15 protein-coding genes are annotated in these 19817 nt (G+C 68.1%); 6 read left to right on the top strand and 9 right to left on the bottom strand.

Features of this window, described 5'->3' with window-relative positions:
- Both EEB18_RS00210 and EEB18_RS00205 read right to left on the bottom strand, forming a co-directional pair.
- Positions 1–1587 carry an MFS transporter gene (locus EEB18_RS00210; RefSeq protein ID WP_262408046.1) on the bottom strand — a complete coding sequence of 529 codons (1587 nt, stop codon included), beginning with the start codon at positions 1585–1587 and terminating at the stop codon, positions 1–3.
- A 126-nt stretch (positions 1588–1713) separates the two neighbouring features.
- On the bottom strand, positions 1714–4071 hold the full coding sequence (locus EEB18_RS00205; RefSeq protein ID WP_187139709.1) for a TonB-dependent receptor domain-containing protein: 2358 nt from the start codon (positions 4069–4071) through the stop codon (positions 1714–1716).
- A gap of 146 nt (positions 4072–4217) precedes the next feature.
- Here EEB18_RS00205 and EEB18_RS00200 point away from each other — a divergent pair, with 146 nt between their 5' ends.
- Both EEB18_RS00200 and EEB18_RS00195 read left to right on the top strand, forming a co-directional pair.
- Entirely contained in the window at positions 4218–4955 is a 738-nt protein-coding gene (locus EEB18_RS00200; protein ID WP_410468143.1) for a response regulator transcription factor, read from the top strand.
- 2 nt (positions 4956–4957) lie between these two features.
- Complete coding sequence (locus tag EEB18_RS00195; RefSeq protein ID WP_187139711.1) at positions 4958–6292, top strand: ATP-binding protein; 1335 nt, start codon at positions 4958–4960, stop codon at positions 6290–6292.
- Here EEB18_RS00195 and prfH read toward each other — a convergent pair.
- The 6 genes from prfH to EEB18_RS00165 all read right to left on the bottom strand — a co-directional run bounded on the left by prfH (position 6282) and on the right by EEB18_RS00165 (position 12388).
- The gene (prfH, locus tag EEB18_RS00190; protein WP_187139712.1) at positions 6282–6902 is read right to left on the bottom strand and encodes a peptide chain release factor H; all 621 of its coding nucleotides are present in this window, start codon (positions 6900–6902) and stop codon (positions 6282–6284) included. The two genes, EEB18_RS00195 and prfH, sit on opposite strands and share 11 nt — an antisense overlap.
- Positions 6899–8005 carry an RNA ligase RtcB family protein gene (locus tag EEB18_RS00185; protein WP_187139713.1) on the bottom strand — a complete coding sequence of 369 codons (1107 nt, stop codon included), beginning with the start codon at positions 8003–8005 and terminating at the stop codon, positions 6899–6901. The genes prfH and EEB18_RS00185 overlap by 4 nt, the downstream gene beginning before the upstream one ends.
- Complete coding sequence (locus tag EEB18_RS00180) at positions 8002–8490, bottom strand: hypothetical protein (protein ID WP_187139714.1); 489 nt, start codon at positions 8488–8490, stop codon at positions 8002–8004. Before EEB18_RS00180 ends, EEB18_RS00185 begins: the two co-directional genes overlap by 4 nt.
- Positions 8491–8769: 279 nt before the next feature.
- Positions 8770–10590: a DUF885 domain-containing protein gene (locus EEB18_RS00175; protein ID WP_187139715.1), complete on the bottom strand. Its 1821-nt coding sequence runs from the start codon at positions 10588–10590 to the stop codon at positions 8770–8772.
- Positions 10591–10638: 48 nt separating this feature from the next.
- Positions 10639–11349 carry a helix-turn-helix domain-containing protein gene (locus tag EEB18_RS00170; RefSeq protein WP_187139716.1) on the bottom strand — a complete coding sequence of 237 codons (711 nt, stop codon included), beginning with the start codon at positions 11347–11349 and terminating at the stop codon, positions 10639–10641.
- A gap of 4 nt (positions 11350–11353) precedes the next feature.
- Positions 11354–12388 (bottom strand): mannose-1-phosphate guanylyltransferase, encoded by a 1035-nt coding sequence (locus EEB18_RS00165; RefSeq protein WP_187139717.1) that lies wholly within the window; start codon positions 12386–12388, stop codon positions 11354–11356.
- Positions 12389–12632: 244 nt separating this feature from the next.
- Here EEB18_RS00165 and EEB18_RS00160 point away from each other — a divergent pair, with 244 nt between their 5' ends.
- The 4 genes from EEB18_RS00160 to EEB18_RS00145 are packed head-to-tail and all read left to right on the top strand — an operon-like array spanning position 12633 to position 19395.
- Positions 12633–14021, top strand: a complete 1389-nt coding sequence (locus tag EEB18_RS00160; protein WP_187139718.1) for a TIGR03013 family XrtA/PEP-CTERM system glycosyltransferase — start codon at positions 12633–12635, stop codon at positions 14019–14021.
- Position 14022: 1 nt separating this feature from the next.
- Positions 14023–16161, top strand: coding sequence for an XrtA/PEP-CTERM system histidine kinase PrsK (gene prsK / locus EEB18_RS00155; protein ID WP_187139719.1), 2139 nt, complete (start codon positions 14023–14025; stop codon positions 16159–16161).
- The gene (prsR, locus tag EEB18_RS00150) at positions 16158–17555 is read left to right on the top strand and encodes a PEP-CTERM-box response regulator transcription factor (protein WP_187139720.1); all 1398 of its coding nucleotides are present in this window, start codon (positions 16158–16160) and stop codon (positions 17553–17555) included. Before prsK ends, prsR begins: the two co-directional genes overlap by 4 nt.
- Before the next feature lies 1 nt (position 17556).
- Positions 17557–19395, top strand: coding sequence for a tetratricopeptide repeat protein (locus EEB18_RS00145; RefSeq protein WP_262408045.1), 1839 nt, complete (start codon positions 17557–17559; stop codon positions 19393–19395).
- Positions 19396–19438: 43 nt separating this feature from the next.
- Here EEB18_RS00145 and EEB18_RS00140 read toward each other — a convergent pair whose 3' ends face one another.
- Positions 19439–19786, bottom strand: coding sequence for a GntR family transcriptional regulator (locus tag EEB18_RS00140; RefSeq protein ID WP_056350846.1), 348 nt, complete (start codon positions 19784–19786; stop codon positions 19439–19441).
- Positions 19787–19817: the final 31 nt, after the last annotated feature.

Here is a 19817-nt window from a genome sequence, read left to right as displayed (position 1 = left end):
CTAAAACCCCGATTTGTCGAAGACATGCCCCTCGGGGTCGAGGTCGCGCAGGTCGGCGCCGCGCGTCTCGCGGCCGAAGCGCCAGACCAGCAGGAGCGACAGCGCCATCGGCACCGCGATCATCAGCGCGCTGGCGGCGAGGGTGGGCACGATCGCGAGGATCGCGAGCGCCTGTGCCAGCACGCCGCCCGCCTTGCTGCACGCCGCGACCCAGCCCGTGGTGCGGCCACGGATGCGCAGCGGGAAGCTTTCGGCGGCATAGGGCAGCAGCATCGCGATGATGCCGTTGCTGCCGATGATCAGCAGCGCGACGGGAAGCACGGGCGAGGCATGGTCGCTGAGCGCCAGCCACAACACCCCGGCGAGGCCGAGCAGCGAGACGGCGATCGCGGCGAGCAGCGATTTCTTCGCGCTCCACGCGCTGTAGATCCATGCGACGAGGAAGACGGTCGGCAGCGCGATCAGCGCCGAGGCGGCGAGCAGCCGGCTCGACACCTCCATGCTGTAGCCGCGCGCGATCAGTTCGACGGGGAGCCACAGCAGCAGCCCGAAATTGACGAGGCCCCAGCCGATCGCGGTCAGGCTGAGCGCCGCGAGCTTGCCGACAAAGGCGCGGCCGATCGGCGCCGAGGTCGGCCCGCGCGGCGCGGCGGGCTCGTCGGGGACGATACGATGCATCGTCGACCCGAATTGCGTCATCACCTTTTGCGCCTCGGCGCGGCGGCCGCGCGCCATCAGGAACTTTGCCGATTCGGGGATGAAGGTGCCGAGGACCACGAGCATCAACCCGCTCGGCAGGTTGGCGAGCCACAGGATGCGCCAGCTGTAGATCGGTTCGAGCCAGGCGGCGATCAGGCTGGCCGCGGCATAGCCGCCGACCGCGCCCAATCCGCCGACGAGGACGAGGCTCCAGCCGCGATGGCGGCTCGGCATCATTTCGGCGAGCAGCGCATAGGTGACGGGCAGCATGCCGCCCGCCGCAGCGCCCATCATGAAACACATGCCGATATTCCACGCGAGCGAGGGCATCGCGCCGCAGATCGAGGTGCCGACGAACATCACTGCCGACAGCAAGATCGACGCCTTGCGGCCATAGATGTCGGCGACCCAGCCCCAGACGAACGAGCCGAGCACGGTGCCGACCAGCGCGACGAACGGCACCAGCGACACCGTCGCGCGTGGCACGCCATATTCGTCGATCATTCCGGGAATGGTGAAGCCTAGGCTGGCGGGTTTCATGATGTCGATGACGAGCGCGATGACGAGCACCCCCATCAGCCGCCAATGCGCCCACGACAGCGGCGCGTCCTCGGGCGCCGAGACCGCGATCCGGCTCGACGCCGCGATCTGTTGCGACAGGTTTCGCGGCAACAGGCCATAGGCGGCGACGGCGATCCCGGCGACGATCAGATACATGCCCGCGATCATGCCGCTGTCCATCGGCATGCCGACCATGCGGAACCCCATGTCGCGGCCCATCCAGAACATCGGCAGGTGGAGAAGGACGCCGATGGTGACGGCGGCGACGCCGAGGACAAAGGCCCAGAGGCGCCGGTCGCCGCCGGTCGTGCTGATGGTTTCGCTCAATGAAGGGCTCCCTCTCCCGAAGGGGCTTCATTTCACACGAGCGCGAGTCCGGCAATCGGCTTTCGCCGGGGTGGCAATCGGCTTTCGCCGCGTCGACAGTCGGCCTTCGCCGCCGCGGCGAACGGGTCAGAAGCGCGCGTTGACGCTGACCCAATAGCTGCGCGCCTTGTCCTTGTTGTTATAGTGATCGATGTAGGTCGGGGTGTAGGCGCCGCCGACCGGATCGCCGAAATCGACGTCATAGGCGCGGAAGTCGCGGTCGAGCAGGTTGTTGACCCGGCCGCTGATCGTCAGATGATCGTTCAGGCGATATTGCGCGCCGAAGTTCAGCACGGTGTAGCTGCTGTAATAGAGATGATCGCCGTTGGTCGCGACGCCGCGATAGCGGCGCGAGCGATGCTCGGTCGACAGCTGCGCCGACAGGCCGTCGAGCGGCTGCCAGTCGAGTGTCGCATTGGCCATATGCTTCGCCGACTGGGTCAGCGGCTGGCCCGCCGATGCCCCGGTCTGCTGCTTGCTGTCGGTGTAGGTGTAGTTGGCGCGGATCGACAGGCCGGCGAAGATTTCATAGCGGCCCGCGACCTCGGCGCCCTTGATCCGCGCCTTGTCGACGTTGAACGGAATGCTGATCGTCCGGCCGAGTCCGAGCACTTCCCAATAATCGCCGAGATTGGCGCAGGGACGCACGAAATTGGTGAGCGCGCACGGCTCGACGATCGTCGTGTCGATCTTGTCCTTGAACTTGTTGTGGAACAGCGTGACGTTGAGGCCGCTCGCCGCCGACGGGTTCCAGTAGAGCGCGATCTCGCTGTTGACGCTGGTTTCGGGCTTGAGGTCGGGGTTGCCGATGAAGGGGCTGGTGCCCTGGCCGCCGAAACCGCGGATGCCGTCGTAAAGGTCGGTGGTTTTGGGAGTCTTGTAGCCGGTGCTCACCCCGCCCTTGACCGTCAGCGTCGGGCTGATCGTGTAATTGGCGTAGAGGCGCGGGCTGAAGCGGCCGCCGAACAGATTGTGATTGTCGTAGCGGACGCCGCCGGTGATGCTGAAGCCTTCGAAGGGGGTCCAATTGTCCTCGGCGAACAGCGACCAGATGCGGTGGTCCTGCACCGCCTCGACCCCGCCGACGGCAGCTTCGAGCCCGAAGACGCCGTCGTCGAGCGTGCCGTCGATATATTGGCCGCCAATCACGAAATTATGCCGCCCGGCGAGATTTTCGACCGGGATGTCGATGCGGCCGTCGACGGTATATTGCGCGCTTTCGAGGGTGCGGATCGGGCGCGGCAGAAAGGTGCGTTCGGCGAGCGCGCGGCGTTCGGCGGTGGGCATGCCCGCATAGGGACCGGTGCCGCTGAACATCTGTTGCAACAGCAGCCGTTCGGCGACCGAGAAGGGCATGGTGCGGCCCTTGTTGTTCGTCTCGATATAGGCGAACGACAGGAAGGCACGCGCGAAGCCGAAGTCGCCATTATAGGTGCCGGCCCATGACAGGCGGTCGAACACCTGTTCCTGGGTATAGCCGACGCGCGGCTGGACGACGCCGCCGGTGGCGCGCCAGATGCTCTCGATGCCGTCGAGGGTGCCGAGCGGATAGGTGATCACCCCGGTGTCGGGATCGACGATCGGCGTGTTGTCATAGACCTGTTTCGAATAGTCGATGTCGAAGATGAAACTGTGATCGGGCGAGGGGGTGAAGGTCAGCGAGCCGCCATAGGCGCGGTTGGTGTTGCTGACCGTCTTGCCGCCGCCGCCGAAGCCGAGGCCGCGGACGTGCGACACGCCGGCGGGATCGACGACGGGCGCGAAATCGGGCTCCGACGGGTAGCGCTTGTAATAGGAACCGCGCAATTTCATCCCGATGATGCCGGGAACGATCGGGCCGCTGAGCGCGGCGTCGAAGGTCATGTCGTCGCCGAAGTCGGTGTCTTCCTGGATGCTGCGGCCAAAGGTCGCCGAGCCGGTCCAGCGGTCGAGCACCTTCTTGGTGATGATGTTGATGACGCCGCCGAGCGCGTCGGCGCCATAGAGCGTCGAGGCGGGGCCGCGGATGACCTCGATCCGCTCGATCGTGTCGAGCGGTGGGATGTGGTTGAACTGGTTGCCGCCGAAGCTGTTGGGATAAATGTCGCCATGGTTGTTCTGGCGGCGGCCGTCGATCAGGATCAGCGTATAGTCCGACCCCATGCCGCGGATGCTGATCGTGCGCTGGCCGGTCTTGTCGGAGGTTTCGCCGACGTCGACGCCCTCGATATCGCGGACCGCGTCGATCAGGGTGATATAGGGGCGCTGGCGCAATTCGTCCGCGGTCACCACGGTGATGCTGGCCGGCGCATCGGTGATCTTCTGCTCATAGCCCGTGGCGGTGACCACGATATCGCCGCCCGGCGCTTCGCCCTCTTCGGCGAACGCTGCGGCGGGCATGGCGAGAAGGGCGGCGATCGCGACGAGGCTGGCGCTGGACGAAGGAGCGAAGAAAGGCGTGTTCATGGTTACCCCCGATAATGCGAATGATTATCATTGACATTCGGGGGGCGAACTGGTGCGGACGGGGCCCTGGGTCAATCGCGAAGACGCCCGCCGGGCGCAGGAGCAACACTTTGTCACAATTGGCAATCATCGACCGGCCTGGAACCCTGCAGGCTCCACAGGCCCCGGCGATCCCGCAGCATATCGTCGTCGTCGACGACGATGCCGGGGTGCGGACGCTGTTGTCGCGGATCCTGCGCGAATGCGGCTATGACGTCACCGGCGCCGCCGACGGCGGCGAACTGGAAACCGCGCTCGCCGAGCGGCAGGTCGACCTGGTGCTGCTCGACATCATGCTGCCGGGGGCGAGCGGGCTCGATCTGTGCCGGATGATCCGCGCGCGCAGCGGGGTGCCGATCATCATGATCAGCGCGCGCGGTCAGGAAAGCGACCGGGTGACCGGGCTCGACCTCGGCGCCGACGATTATATCGCCAAGCCGTTCGGGCGGCCCGAGGTGCTGGCGCGGGTGCGCGCGGTGTTGCGGCGCGCGGCGGACACGCATGTCCCGCTCGACATTCCGGCGCCCGAGCGTTTCGACTTCGCCGGCTGGTCCTATCATGGGCGCCGCCGCGAACTGATCGCGCCGTCGGGGGCCGAGGTCGACCTGACCGCCGCCGAGCATGAACTGCTGCTCGCGCTGCTGCGCTATCCGCAGCGGATGATCGGGCGCGAGCGGTTGCTCGAACTGGCGCGCAGCCGGATCGCGACCCCGACCGACCGCAGCATCGACGTGCTGATCAGCCGGCTGCGCCGCAAGCTGGGCGACGGGCGCAAGACGCGCCCGCTGATCCGCACCATCCGCGGCGTCGGATATATGTTCGCCGCCGACGTCAGCGTCGCCTGACCATGGGCCGCCGTCCGCTGGGCATGGTCGCGCGCATCGCGCTGGTGCTCATCTGCGCGGTCGTTCTCGAGCTCGTCGGCAATGTCGCGCTGCATCGCTGGCAGGAACGCGAACTGCTTCCGGTCGAACAGGTCGAGCGGATCGCAGCGCAGCTGGTCGAGGCCGAACGAACGGCGCTGGCGAATCCGGTGGACCGGCGCGAGCGTGCGATGCACCGTCTCGCCACCAGGGGCCTGTCGCTGAACTGGGTGCCGCGCAGCGTCATCACCGATTACAGCGCGTCCTTCGAGCAGCTCGGCACGATGCGCGCGCGGCTCGTCCGCGCGGCGCCGGGCCTCGCGGGGCGCGAGCTCAGGCTGACGCTGATCCCGTCGGAAGCGGCGGGCGAGCGCGACCTGATCGGGGCGCTGCAACTCGCCGACCAGAGTTATATCACCTTTCGCATCAGCCCCTATCTGGGGGCGCCGCCGTCGCCGGGGGCGGTGATCGCGATGCACCTGTTGCTGATCGCGACGGTGCTCGGTCTGGCGCTGATCATGGTGCATGCGCTGGTGCGCCCCTTGCGCAACCTTGCCGAAGCCGCCGACGCGACGGGGCAGGGCCAAGTCGGCGTGCTGGCGGTCGAGGGGCCGCCCGAGGTGCGACGCGTCGCCACCGCCTTTGCCGCGATGCAGCTCCGGCTGCTCGATGCGATGGAGGACCATACGCATGCGCTGGTCGCGGTGTCGCACGATTTGCGCACCCCGATCCAGCGGCTTCGGTTGCGCGCCTCGCTGCTCGATGACGACGAGGGACGCGACGCGATCGCCGCCGATCTCGTCGAGATGGAGCATTTCATCGAATCGACGCTCGCCTATGTCCGCAGCGGCGAGGACGAGGCGGTGCGGTTGATCGACGTCGCGGCGCTGGTGTCGACCGCCGCCGACAACGCCGCCGACCTGGGCGCCGCGATCGCCTATCGCGGCCCCGACGAACTGCTCGTCATGGGGCGGCCGCTGGCGATCAAGCGGATCATCGCGAACCTGATCGACAATGCGCGGCGGCACGGCGAGCGGATCGAGCTGATCCTCGCCGAGGCGGCGCCCGACCGGTTCGTCGTGGCGGTCGAGGACGACGGGCCGGGCATCGCGCCGGGTCAGCGCGCCGAGGCGCTATTGCCGTTCCGGCGCCTCGACGATGCGCGGGCGCGCGACGCCGGGGGCGCCGGGCTGGGACTGGCGTCGGCGGCGAAGGCGGCGCAGGCGATGGGCGGCGCGCTCGAACTGGGCGAGAGCGGGCTGGGCGGGCTGGCGGCGCGACTGGTGTTGCCGAAAAACCCGCCCGTCATCACCGCTTGAGGCGGAAATCCGCGCCGGCGTAGGTCCGCACCGGATTGCCGCGTTCGAGACCCTGATTGCGGTCCCATGCGTCGCGCCGGGCATCGCCTGCAGCGGCTTCGCGCCGTTCGGCGAGCAGCAGTACGAGCTTTAGCCGCGCGACCTTGCGGTTGGCGTGCTGCGACCTTTGCTCCTGGGATACGGCGACCAGGCCGGTCGGGCGGTGGGTCGCGCGCACCGCGCTGTCGGTCTTGTTGACATGCTGGCCGCCCGGACCGCTCGCGCGCATTGCCTGATAGTCGATGTCGGCATCGCGGATTTCGTCGGTCTCTTCGGCCAGCCCGACGGGCGCGACGCCGACGAACCAGTTCTTGCGTTTGTGCGTTGGCCGGAAGGGGCTTTGCCCGGTCCACAGGATCGTCCCCGTCCGTTGCTGCGCAAAGGATTCGGCGCCGGATCCCGACACGCGCAGCAGCAGCGAGGCCGGATCGTCGTCGGGCACCTCCAGCGGTTCGCATTCGACATCGCAGCCCCGCGCCTCGCGGATGAAGGCGCGGGCGAGGCGGGCGACGACCCAGCGGCATTCGGCGGGGCCGCTTCCCGACGACAGGTGGAGGATGATTTCGGTCATGCGCGCCTCACCTTGTAGCTGATGAGCGGGCGGAGCCGCGCGACGACGCGGACGAGGCCCGCCTGTTCGAGGTCGGCGATCACGCGCGCGATATCCTTATAAGCCTGCGGCGCTTCCTCGAAGATCAATTGCCGATCCTCGCAGATCACCCGGCTGCCGAGCGCGGTGCGTTCGAGTTCGGCCACCTTGAAGCGGTCCGACAGCCGCGCGCGGGCATCGCCGCGGCTCCATTTGCGTCCGGCGCCATGCGCGAGCGAATGGAGAGCTTCGTCGGCGCGTCCCTCCAGCGGCTCGACGAGATAGCTGAAGTCGCCGCGCGAGCCGGGGATCGCGACCAGCCCGCGATCGGCGGGAGCCGCCCCCTTGCGGTGGAGCCAGCCGCCGCTCAGCGCCGTGACGCTGTTGTGGCAGATGTCGAGCAGCCGCCGCCCGCCGAGACCGAGCGCCGCGAGAAAGCGCGCGGCGATCACGTCGCGGTTGACGACCGCCCAACCCATCGCGCGGTCATGATCGGCCAGATAGGCGCGGCCATCTTCGCTGTCGGCGACGAGCCCGGCCAGCGCGCCGCGCGCGGTCCAGGTGTCGAGGATCGCCTGACCGAGCCCGCGCGAGCCGCTGTGCACCATCATCCAGACGCGGTCGGGATGAAGGGCGAGCGCCGCGAAGCGTTCGGCATCGACCACCTCCTCGACCCGCTGCAACTCGACGAAATGATTGCCGCCGCCGATCGTGCCGAGCGAGGCGTCGGCGAGGTCGGCGGGAAGGCCCGCAGCCGCAAGCACCGCCGCCGCATCGCCGTCCCACGGGCCGTCGAGGCCGTGGAGCTTGCGCTCGGCGGCATCGGGGCGGAATTTGCGCAAGGCTCCTCCGGTTTGCCAAAGCGCCATGCCGCAGCCGATGTCGCCGCCGACGAGGTGCGGATAGATATGCGTCGGCGACCAATAGGCCGCGCCGACCGCAATGCCGCGTCCGGCGTGGAGGTCGGGAAGCCCGACGACCCGCGCGATGCCGGGCAGCGCGGCGGTGCGTTCGAGCTGGTCGAGCGCGACCGGATCGAACAGGCGCGGGTCGGCGCCGACGAGGTGGAACGGAGTATCGCTCATCGTCCACCGCCTTTCGCCGCGCGGTTGGCGGGCGGCAGGCGGCGTTCCAGTTCGGCCGCGTCGCGCAGGATGCCGTCGGTCGGATCGACGAAGAAGTGCCAGCGACGCCAACTCCACCGACCCTTGCGGCCCAGGACCTCTCCGTCCATCATCCATTCGCCGTCGCGTCCGATCGAGATGCGCGAGGCGATAAAATCGTCGAGATGAGCGCGGACGTGCATCTTCACCGTGCTGCCGGTGTCGAGCCCGGCGCAGATTTCGCTGAACACATCGTCCCAGCGGCGACCGCGCCGGCTCCGCAGGAAGCGGATCAGCGGGGCGAAATTTTCATTGAGGTCCTTGTAATAGCGTGCCTCGGTTTTGACCTGGCGCTTGTGGCCGACGAAATGGATGCCGGGATCGCTCCTCTTGAGTTTGACGGATGGTACATGTCGCGAACCGCAGCGCGGGCGTTCGACGATGACCTTGAACATATCAGCGCGCACGACGAAGCTCCCCCGCGAGGGAAGCAGCCGATGCGGCGCCTTTGGTAATGAAATAGTGGCTCGTGCCGGTACGGCGCGAAAGGGTCAGGCGAGCGGTGCCGCCTGCAAGCAAAGTGCCCATGTCACAGAATCCTGATGACGGTGGAAAGTTAGGATGCGGTGTGTGTGAACAGCGGTTCGCATGATCTCTCCTTTCCGTTTCAGACTGTGGCCGGGATTTGGCTGGCGCGGCCTTTAGCTGCGCCGACCGCTTTTTGCAAGGCGGCGCGACGTCGGGCGCTAGGCCAGTTGCGCCGCGGTCCAGCGCTCGATCAGTCCCGCGAGCACCTCGATCGGCATCGCGCCCGCCGACAGCGCGGTGTCGTGGAAGGCGCGAAGGTCGAATTTGTCGCCGAGCGCGACCTTCGCCTTTTCGCGGATCGCCACCCACCGGGTCTGGCCGACCATGTAGCTCGTCGCCTGACCGGGCCAGACGCAATAGCGTTCGATCTCGGTGACGTTCGACGGTTCGGGGGTGCCGAGCGTCTCGTTATAATATTGGATGCCCTTCTCGCGGGTCCAGCGATAATGGTGGAGCCCGGTATCGACGACGAGGCGGGCGGCGCGGAACATGTAACTTTGCAGATATCCGAGCCGGCCCCACGGGTCGTTTTCATAAACCCCCATCTCGTCGGCGAGCTGTTCGGCATAGAGGCCCCAGCCCTCGGTATAGACCGAGTAAGCGGGCAGGCGGCGGAGGCGCGGGATGCCGGTCGCTTCCTGCGCCAGCGCGATCTGGTGGTGATGGCCCGGCGAGGCCTCGTGATAGGTCAGCGTGGGTAGCGTCCAGCTGGGGTTTTCGGCGGTATCGCGCAGGTTGATATAATAGGCGCCGGGGCGCGAACCGTCGAGCGCGGGGACCTGATAATAGCCGCCGGTCGCGCCATCCTCGATATCGGCGGGGACGCGGCGGATTTCGGCCTTCGCCTTGGGCAGGCGGCCGAAGGCTTCGGGCAGGCGGGCCTGCATCGCCTGCATCTGGTTGTTGAGCTCGGCGATCAGCTTCGCCTTGCCTTCGTCGGTGTTGGGATAGAGGAAGCGCGGGTCCTTGCCGAGCGCGCGCATCCGTTCGGCGACGCTGCCCTTGGTCATGCCCTGCGCCTTGAAGATCGCGTCGGCCTGCGCCGACAGGTCGGCGACGCGGTCGAGGCCGAGCTTGTGCACCTCCTCTGCCGACATGCCCGTCGTCGTCGCGAAACGCAGCGCATAGGCGTAATAATCCTCGCCCTGCGGCAGGCGCCAGACGCCGGCATCGTGCGTCGCCTTTGGCCGCACCGCGCGAAGTTCGGCGGCCTGACGCTGCATCGCTGGGTATATCTTGTCCTCGATCAGCGCCGCGCAGCGCGCCGCCCAGTCGCCGGGGATGTCCTTGGTCTTCGCCGCAATATTGGTGGTCAGGCCGTTGGCGTCGGGCGCGGGGGCCCAGATGCGGTCGAACTGGCCGAGGGTGCGGTCGATGACGAAGTCGGGCGGGATGATGCCATTGGCATGATCGGCCTTGAGCCGCCCGGTTTCGTTGTCGAGCTGGACCGCGAAGTCGGCGCAGCGCGCCAGATAGGCTTCGGCATCGGCGGCCCCGGCGATTGCATGCTGGTTGATCAGGAAATCGGGGACCGCGCGATAGGCGCCCGACAACTGGGTCACCGGATGCGGTTCGGGCCAGCTGTGGAGGCCGTAGGAGAATGTGTCATAGGCCTTCACATAGCCCTCCCACGGGCCGCGGAAGGTTTCGTAATTGACGAGGTCCATGCCCGAAAGCTTTGATACGTTTATCTTTTTGAGGTCGGCGAGGCCGTCGCGATAGAGCTGGTGGTTCTTCTTGATCCCCGCGGGTGAACGGTCGTCGAGCTTGGCCTTGAGTGCCGCGCGCTCGCCCTTGTCGAGCCCGAGCGCGGCGGCGAATTCGGGGCTTTCGTCGATCAGCCGGTCGTAGATGCGTTCGTAGAGCGCGGTCAGCCTGTCGCCCTCGCTGGCGGGTTCGGCGAGCATCGCGTGCGCGCGGGCGCCGGCGAGCGCCGAGGTCGCGGCGAGCGTGGCGAGAAGCGTGCGGCGGTCGAGCATGGGGAGGTCTCCGGACGAGGTGTGTTGTCCCAGCCCTACACGATCGGATCAGGCGGGTCTTGTAGCCAATTGACCTCGCCGCCAGAAACCCGGGGTGGCACCGGTGAGCCGCGCGACGGCGTGGGTCATATGCGCCTGGTCGGTGAAGTGGAGCCGATGGGCGATCGCGGTCAGCGCCTCACCAGTGGTGCGGATCGCCGCGAGCGCGGCGCGGGCGCGGACGTCGGCGCGATACGCCTTGGGTGTGCAGCCATAGGCGGCGCGGAAGCCGCGGCTGAGAGTTTCGGCGCGCACGCCTTTGCTCTCGGCCCAGGCGGACAGCGCGAAGGGGTCGAGGCGGCGGAGGTCGCCGGCGAGCAGGTCGGGCCAGTCGAGCGCCGACGGCGGCGCGGCGACGAAATCCCCGGCGAGCGCGGCGGTGGCGGCGTCGCGGTCGCGCGCGGCGAGGCGGACGAGGCGGTCGGGGTCGCGGACATGGCCGCGGACATGCGCGGTGGCGGCAAGCGCGGGCGGCAGGTCGAGCACGAGGACGCGGGCGCCGCGCGCCGCGATGCGGCCCAGATGCGATTCGAACGCGTGATGGATCAGGACGTCGCCGGGACCGACGTCGAAGCGGCCTTCGTCCCCCGCCTCCTGATAGCCGCCCTCGAGCACCACCGCGACGAAGGCGTTGTCGTGGCAATGGCGCGCGCGCCGTTCGAGCGGGCGATGCTGCAGCAGCCCGAGCGGCGCATCGGCAAAGCGGTGCGACCCGGTCATGCGGCTATTCGCGCGCCTTCGCGGCGGCGCGGACGTCCTGGCAGCGTTTGAGCGGCATGACCAGGATGTCGTCGCCGTCGACGATCACCGCGACCCCCTCCATGCCGACGACCGAGACGCGCTTGCCGCCGGCGCGGATCAGGTTGCCGAGGCTGTCGTGGAGGAAGACGTCGCCGACGGTCGCATTGTCGGCCTCGTCGCACGCGGCGAGGGCATGGACCGCCTGCCAGCTGCCGAGGTCGGACCAGCCCATCGCGACAGGGACGACGGCGACGCGGTCGTCCTTTTCCATCACCGCATAGTCGATCGAATCCGACGGCGCGGTTTCGAACAGCAGCGCGTCGGCGTAGAGCGCGTCGCCATCGCGCATCCCGGCGGCCGCGGCCTTGTCGGCGGCCTCGAAGATCGCGCGGCAATGGGTGAGCATCGCATCGCGCATCCGCCCGGCACGGAACAGGAAGATACCCGCGTTCCAGTTGTAGCCGCCCGCCGCGAGCATCGCCTCGGCGGTTTCGAGCGGCGGCTTCTCGACGAAACGGTCAACCGCGAAACCATCCTCGCCGATCGGGGCGCCGCTGGCGATATAGCCGAAGCCGGTGTCAGGGCGCTCGGGAGTGATGCCGAAGGTGACGAGCCAGTCCGCCTGCGCGAGCCGTGCCGCCTTGGCGATCGCGGCGTGGAAGGCGGGGACGTCGGCGATGACATGGTCGCTGGGCATCACCAGCAGCAAGGTGTCGGCATCGGCCTGCGCAACGGCAAGGGCGATCGCGGCGGCGGTGTTGCGCGGCATCGGTTCGACGAGCAGCCTGGCCTCATGCGCCCCCATCTGGTCGCGCACCGTCGCGACATGGCCGTCGCCGCACAGGATGACCGGCGGCAGGAAATGTTCGCCGGCGGGGGTGCGCGCGACGGTCTGCTGGAACAGGCTGTCGGCGCCGGTGAGCGGGAGGAACTGCTTGGCGCGATCCCCGCGCGATTCGGGCCACAGCCGCGTGCCGGCGCCGCCGCACAGGATAACGGGTTGAATCTGAAGGGTCATGGAGACGGTCTAAGCCTTTCGGACGGAATGGTCATCCCTTGAATGGGTTAATGGTGCAAGGCTGGCCTTGAACCGCTCTGGATTGCCGCGTCGCTTCGCTCCTCGCAATGACGGAGCATTTGGAGGCTCGTCATTGCGAGCGAAGCGAAGCAATCCAGAGCGGTCGGCGCCAACCTGTGTGTAAAGTTAACCGACACTTCACCCCTCACAGCTAGGTGTGCGCCTGAAAGGGCGCCACTTTCCCATGTTCCGACTGTTCAAACATTATGTCCCGCACGCCGTCGTCTGGCTGGCGCTGATCGAGTTTTTCGCGCTGCTCGGCTCGGCCGAGGGGGCGTGGCATCTTTATGCGCACCAGGCCGGTTTCGACGCCGGCGAACTTGCCGACCGCTGGTTGCCGCTGTTGACCTTTGCGGTGTCCAACGCGCTGGCGATGATGGCGGTCGGCATGTACGGGACCGAGGCGCTGCGCTCGATGGGTTTCGCCACCGCGCGGCTGCTCGCGGCGATTTCGCTCGGCGTGATCTTCCTGTCGCTCACCGGCTTCCTACTCCCCGACGCGACCCTGTGGCGCGCGAACAGCGTTTACGCGATGGCGTTCGCGATCGCGCTGTTGTTCCTGATCCGGCTGGCGGTGACCCAGACCGCGGGGGCCGACCAGTTCCGGCGGCGGATCCTGATCCTCGGTGCGGGGCCGCGCGCGGCGCGGCTGCGCGTGCTCGCCGACGAGCCGGGCAGCGGGCTGACGATCACCGGCTATGTCGCGATGGCCGATGGCGAAACGGCGATCGCCGACGCGGTGCCGCGCGGCGATGTCGCGAACCTCGCCGACCATGCCGTCGCGCTGGGGGCGGGCGAGGTGGTGCTGGCGATGGAGGAACGGCGCGGGTCGCTGCCGCTTGCCGACCTGCTGCGGGTCAAGACCACCGGGGTGCATGTCAACGACATCGCGAGCTTTCTCGAGCGCGAGACCGGCCGCGTCGACCTGGCGACGACGAACCCGAGTTTCCTGATCTTTTCGGACGGCTTTTCGGCGGGGCAGCGGATCGGCAAGGTCAGCAAAAGGCTGTTCGACATTTTTGCCAGCCTCGCCGTGCTGGTGATCGGCCTGCCGCTGATCGTCATCGCGGGGATCGCGGTGCGGATCGACAGCAAGGGGCCGATTTTCTATCGCCAGCCGCGCGTCGGGCTGTTCGGCGAAACCTATAATATCGTCAAGATCCGCTCGATGCGCACCGATGCCGAGGCCGCGGGCAAGGCGGTGTGGGCGAGCGCGAACGACCCGCGGATCACCCGTGTCGGCAACATCATCCGCAAGCTGCGCATCGACGAACTGCCGCAGACCTGGTGCGTGCTGAAGGGCGAGATGAGCTTTGTCGGCCCGCGCCCCGAACGGCCGAGCTTCGTCGAGGAGCTGACCGAGGAACTGCCCTATTATGCCGAGCGCCACATGGTGAAGCCGGGGCTGACCGGCTGGGCGCAGATCAACTATCCTTATGGCGCGTCGGTCGAGGATGCGCGGGTGAAGCTCGAATATGATCTCTATTACGCCAAAAATTATTCGCCCTTCCTCGACCTGCTGATCCTCCTCCAGACGGTACGCGTCGTGCTGTGGCCCGAGGGCGCGCGCTAAAATGGGCGCGCTCACCGGTCTTTCGGCGATCCTCGGCGGCCTGGCGCTGGCGGGTTTCGCCGGCGTCACCTTGTGGCTTCTGATGCGGCCGCGCGCGCGCATGGCAACGCTGATGCCGGGTTTCGGCTGGCTGGTCGCCGCGGCGGCGGCGATGACGCTGTGGTGCGCCGCAGCTTATGTCTTCGGTCCCGGATCGGCCGAGGCGCTTGTCGGGCGGGCGCTGCGCAACATCGCCCTGCTCGGCTGGCTCGGCGCGACCTTCTGGAACGAGCGTGCGCCGATGTCGCGGCCGCTGCGGCTGATTCAGCGCATGCTCGTCACCTTCTGCGTCGTCGCGCTGTCGTTCGGCAGCGCGGTGTGGCTGCGCCAGGGCGGGCTGTCGGACGAATGGGCGGGGCCGGGGCTTGAACTGGTCGCGATGATCGCCGCATCGGGCGGGCTGCTGCTCATCGACAGCGGGGTGCGCCACGGCAGCGCCGGGCTGCGCATGCCGGTGCTCGCGGTCGCCGGGGGCTTTGCGATGCTCTGGGCCTATGAACTCAACATCCAGCTGATCGCCGCGCTGACCGGGTCGGCGGCGACGACGCTGATCCTGTTGCTGCCGGCGGTCGCACTGCTCGCGTTGCCGACCTTCGTCGTTGCCGCGATGGATGTCGGGCGCGAACGGATGCGGCTGTCGCGCACCGCGGCGACGCGGACCTTGCTGCTGATCGGCGGCGCCGCGTATCTGGTCCTGATCGGGCTGGCTGGCGCGGTGGCGCGGATGGTCGGCGGCAATTACGGCGAACTGGCACAGGGGCTGTCGCTGGTCGTCGCGCTCGGCGCCGGCGGGATGCTGCTCGCCTCGGGCCGCGCGCGGGCGTGGCTGTCGGTAATGATTTCCAAGCATTTCTTCGAGCATCGCTATGACTATCGCGCCGAATGGATGCGCTTCACCGCGACGCTGGCGCGTGCCGGCGACGACGCCGACAAGAGCGCCGACAAGGGGGAAGGCGACCTGTACCGCCGCGTCGCCAAGGCGCTCGCCGAACTGACCGGAAGTCCGGGCGCGCTGCTGATGCTGCCCGACCCGCAGGGCAGCTATCGCGTCGCCGACCGCTGGCATTGGGAAGGCGGGGTCGAGGCCGATGCGATATTGTCGCTGCGCTCGGCCTTCATGCTGCAGGACACCGGCCATATCGTCGACCTCGATGCGGTGCGCCGCGGCGCGACGACGGTCGCGGGCGGGCACGACCTCGCGATCCCCGACTGGCTGGTCGCCGACACGCGCGCGTGGGTCGTCGTGCCGGTGCTCCATTTTCAGCGCATGATCGCGGTGGTGGTGCTGCACCGTCCGCCGGTGACGCGCGCGCTCGACTGGGAAGATCTCGACGTGCTGCGCATCGCGGGACGGCAGGCGGCGAGCTACCTCGCCGAATCGCACAGCCAGCAGGCCTTGTCGGAAGCGAAGCGTTTCGACGAGTTCAACCGCCGCTTCGCCTTCATCATGCACGACATCAAGAATCTGGCGAGCCAGTTGGCGCTGCTCGCGCGCAATGCCGAGCGTCATGCCGACAATCCGGCGTTTCGCGCCGATATGGTCGAGACGCTGAAGCTGTCTGCGGGACGGTTGTCCGACCTGCTGGCGCGCCTGTCGCCGCGCGAGCGCGGGCGCGCGGCGGAGGCCGGGCGCGTGGCGATCGAACCGCTGCTCGACGCCGTCGCGGCGCAGATGCGGCCGCGCCGGACGCTGTCGATCGGCTGCGACGCCGGGCTCGCCGCCTGGGCCGATAGCGGATCGGTGCGGCAGATCCTCGAGCATCTTGCGACCAATGCGATCGACGCCTCGTCCGCCGACGGATCGGTGCAGCTGATCGCGGCGCGCGAGGCGGGGCGGGTGCGGATCGACGTGCTCGACCAGGGATGCGGGATGACCCGCGAGTTCATCCGCGACGAATTGTTCAAGCCCTTCGTTTCGACAAAGGAAGCGGGGTTCGGGCTTGGCGCCTATGAAGCGTTGCAGATTGCGCAGGCGATGGGCGGCACGATCGATGTCGCGAGCGAGCCGGGCAAGGGAAGCCGCTTCACCCTGTGGTTGCCCGCCGCGGGCGAAGGCGGTGCGGCGGGGCGGGGCAACGACTGGATGAAAGTGGCATCATGAAGAACGACGGCGCCGAAGCACCGCGCAAACTGCTGGTGGTCGAGGACGACCCGGGGCTGCAGACGCAGCTCAAATGGGCCTATGACGGCTATGCGGTGCTGATCGCGGGCGACCATGACAGCGCGATCGACCTGCTGCGTGCCGAAGAACCCGATGTGGTCACGCTCGACCTGGGCCTGCCGCCCGATCCCGACGGGACGCGCGAGGGATTCCGGACGCTGAAGGCGATCCTGGAGATCAAGCCCGACACCAAGGTCATCGTCGTGTCGGGGCACGGCGAGCGCGCCAGCGCGTTGAACGCGATCGCTCAGGGCGCGTGGGATTTCTACCAGAAGCCGATCGATATCGAGGAGCTGGGGCTGATCGTGCGGCGGGCGTTCCATGTTCGCGAACTCGAGGTCGAAAATGCGCGGCTGGCGGAGCAGGGGACGAACGACAACCGCGTACTCGGCGGGATGATTACCGGGGCGCCCGAAATGCTGAAGGTCGCGCGGACGATCGAGCGCGTCGCCAATCTGGGCGTATCGGTAATGCTGCTCGGCGCGAGCGGCACCGGCAAGGAGTTGCTGGCGCGCGGGCTGCACGAGGCGAGCGGGCGGCGCGACGGCGCCTTCGTTGCGATCAACTGCGCCGCGATCCCCGAGAATCTGCTCGAAAGCGAATTGTTCGGGCATGAGAAGGGCGCCTTCACCGGTGCGGTGAAGACCACCGAGGGCAAGATCGAGCTTGCGCATGGTGGCACTTTGTTCCTCGACGAAGTCGGCGACATCCCGCTGCCGCTGCAGGTCAAATTGCTGCGATTCCTGCAGGAACGCACGATCGAGCGGATCGGCGGGCGCAAGCCGATCGCAGTCGATACAAGGATCGTCTGCGCGACGCACCGCGACCTCGACGCGATGATCGCGGCGCAAAGCTTTCGCGACGATCTTTATTATCGGCTCGCAGAGATGGTGGTGAAAATTCCGGCGCTCGCCGAACGGCCAGGCGATGCGGTGCTGTTGGCGCGGCATTTCCTCCACCAATATGCGCCCGAGATGAACCCCGGGGTGCGCGGCTTTGCCCCCGACGCGCTGCAGGCGATCGACGAAGCACGCTGGCCGGGCAATGTCCGCGAACTGGAAAACCGCATCAAGCGCGCGGTGATCATGGCCGACGGCAAGCTGGTGACGAAGGGCGATCTCGATATCGCCGGAAGCGCCGATGGCGCCCATGGACCGGGCGACGAGGAAGCCTGGCTCAACCTGCGCAGCGCGCGCGAGGCGGCCGACCGGGTCGCGATCCGCCGCGCGATGATGCAGAGCGAGGGCAATATCTCGCTCGCGGCGAAGCTGCTCGGGATCAGCCGCCCGACGCTGTACGATCTGCTCAAGCAATATCGGATGCAGGCGGCCTGAATTGCGGCGCCTGCGCATCTTGACCGGGGTGCTGTTCGGTGCGCTGTTGCTGGCAGGGTGCGACGGGCCGCGCCCGGCGAGTCCGCGCGCCGATCTTGAACAGCGGCGCGTCGAACTGCAGCAATCGCTCGCCGACGATCCGAGGCAGCTTGCGGCGCAGGTCGAGCTGGCGCGCATCCTGTTCAAGCTCGGCGACGGTGTCGGGGCCGAGGCCGCGGTGCAGGCGGCGCTCGGTGCGGGGGGCGACGCGGCGGCGCTGCGCCCGTTGGCGGCGAAAGCCGCGGCGATGCAGGGCGAGGGCGACCGCGCCTTCCGCATCCTCGACGCCGGGCCGATCGCGCCCGAGATGATCGGCGAGGCGGCGTGGGTCGCGGGCAATGTCCACCTGGGCAATGGCGACCTTGCCTCGGCGCGCGATGCGTTCGACCGCGCGGTGCAGGATTTGCCGCGTAGTTCGGACCTGTGGGTCGACGTCGCGCGCTTTCGCGACGCCAATGCCGATGCGCTCGGCGCGCGCGATGCGATCGACTATGCGATCGAACTCGACAAGGCGAGCAGCGCGGCGCTGGCGTACAAGGCGAACCTGGTGCGCACCCAGCTGGGGCTGACCGCGTCGCTGCCCTGGTACGACCGTGCGCTGGAGGCCGATCCCGACAATGCCGGGGCGCTGATCGACCGCGCCGCGACGCTCGGCGATCTGGGGCGGTACAAAGACATGCTCGTATCGCTGCGCCACGCCGCGACACTCGTGCCGGGCGAGCCGCGCCTCTATTATCTGCAGGCGGTGGTCGCGGCGCGCGCCGGCAACTATCGACTTGCGCGCAGCCTGCTCCAGCGCACGCGCGGGCGAATGGACGAGGAACCGGCGTTCATGCTGCTCAGCGCGATCGTCGAGCTCGAACTCGGCGGCGAGGCGGTGGCGGCGACCTGGGCCGACCGGCTGATCGAGGAACAGCCGCACAATCTGACCGCGCGGCGCATCCTGGCGGTGTCCGAATGGTCCGGGGGCGATGCCGATGGTGCCGCCGAGGCGCTGGCGCCGATCGTGTCGCGCACCGATGCCGACAGCTGGTCGCTGTTGCTCGCCGCGCGGGTCGCCGCCGAACTGGGTCGGGCGACCGATTCGGCCGATTATCTGGCGCGCGCTGCCGCGCTTGCGCCGGGCGAGGCGGCGCCCTTCCGCCCCGATGGCTATGCGCTGTCGGCCGCGGCCGATGCCGACCCGCTCAACCCGGCGAAGGTCATCCCGGCGATGGAGGCCGAGATGGCGGGCGGCAATGCGACGCGGGCGCTGGAGCGCGCGACACGGCTGCGCGACGCCAATCGCGGCGTCGCCGATGCGCATATCCTATATGGCGACGCGGCGCTGGCGGCGGGCGAATATGGCCAGGCGGTGCAGAGTTTCCGCGCCGCGCGCGACCTCGACGCAGGCGAGCGGACGACGCTTCGGCTCGCGAATGCCCTGTTCCGGGCCGGTGACATCGCGGGGTCGGGGGCGACGATCCTCGCGCTGCGCGACAGCCAGCCGTCGAGCATCGCCGCCGACCGGCTGGCGGGATCGCTGGCGATGGACATCGAGCATTGGGACGATGCGATCACCCATTTCGAGCGCGTGCGCCAGCGGATCGGCAATCGCGACGTCGTGGTACTGCGCGAACTGGCGAAGGCCTATGCGGCCAGAGGCGATCGCGCACGCGCGACCGGGCTGATCGCGCTGGCGTACCGGCTGCAGCCCCTGAACGGCGAGGTCATGCGGCTCTATGCCGACCTGCTCGCTGAGGGCGGAAACGCGCGGGGCGCGGCGGATTTGCGCGAGAAGATGGAGCAGGTGGGGCGGTAGTTTCGAAATCCTCCCCATGGCTTCGCCACAGGGAGGATTTTTCTCAGGCCTCGGTCAGATCCAGCAACGTCCGCGCATCCAGCCCGATGCGGCGCATCTGGTCGGCGACCGGGGGCCACACATTGGCCAGGAAATCTTCGCGCATCAACGTGCGCAGGCGCTCGGTCGCGCCGTCGGCGACGAACATGCCGACCCCGCGCTTTACGGTCACCAGGCCTTCGTCCTGGAAGGTCTGGTACGCCTTGGCGACGGTGAGCGGGTTGGCGCCCTCTTCGGCAGCGAGGCTGCGCACCGACGGGAGCATGTCGCCGTCGCCGAAGCTGCCGTCGAGGATGGCGTTGGCGATCACATCGCGCAGACGCTGGTACACGGGTTTGGACTGATCGAGCATGCCGCCTTAATGCCATAAGACAGCAGCACAG

The sequence above is a fragment of the Sphingopyxis sp. OPL5 genome (genome assembly GCF_003797775.2).
Taxonomy (GTDB): Bacteria; Pseudomonadota; Alphaproteobacteria; order Sphingomonadales; family Sphingomonadaceae; genus Sphingopyxis.
This window is presented reverse-complemented; position numbering and strand designations above follow the sequence as displayed.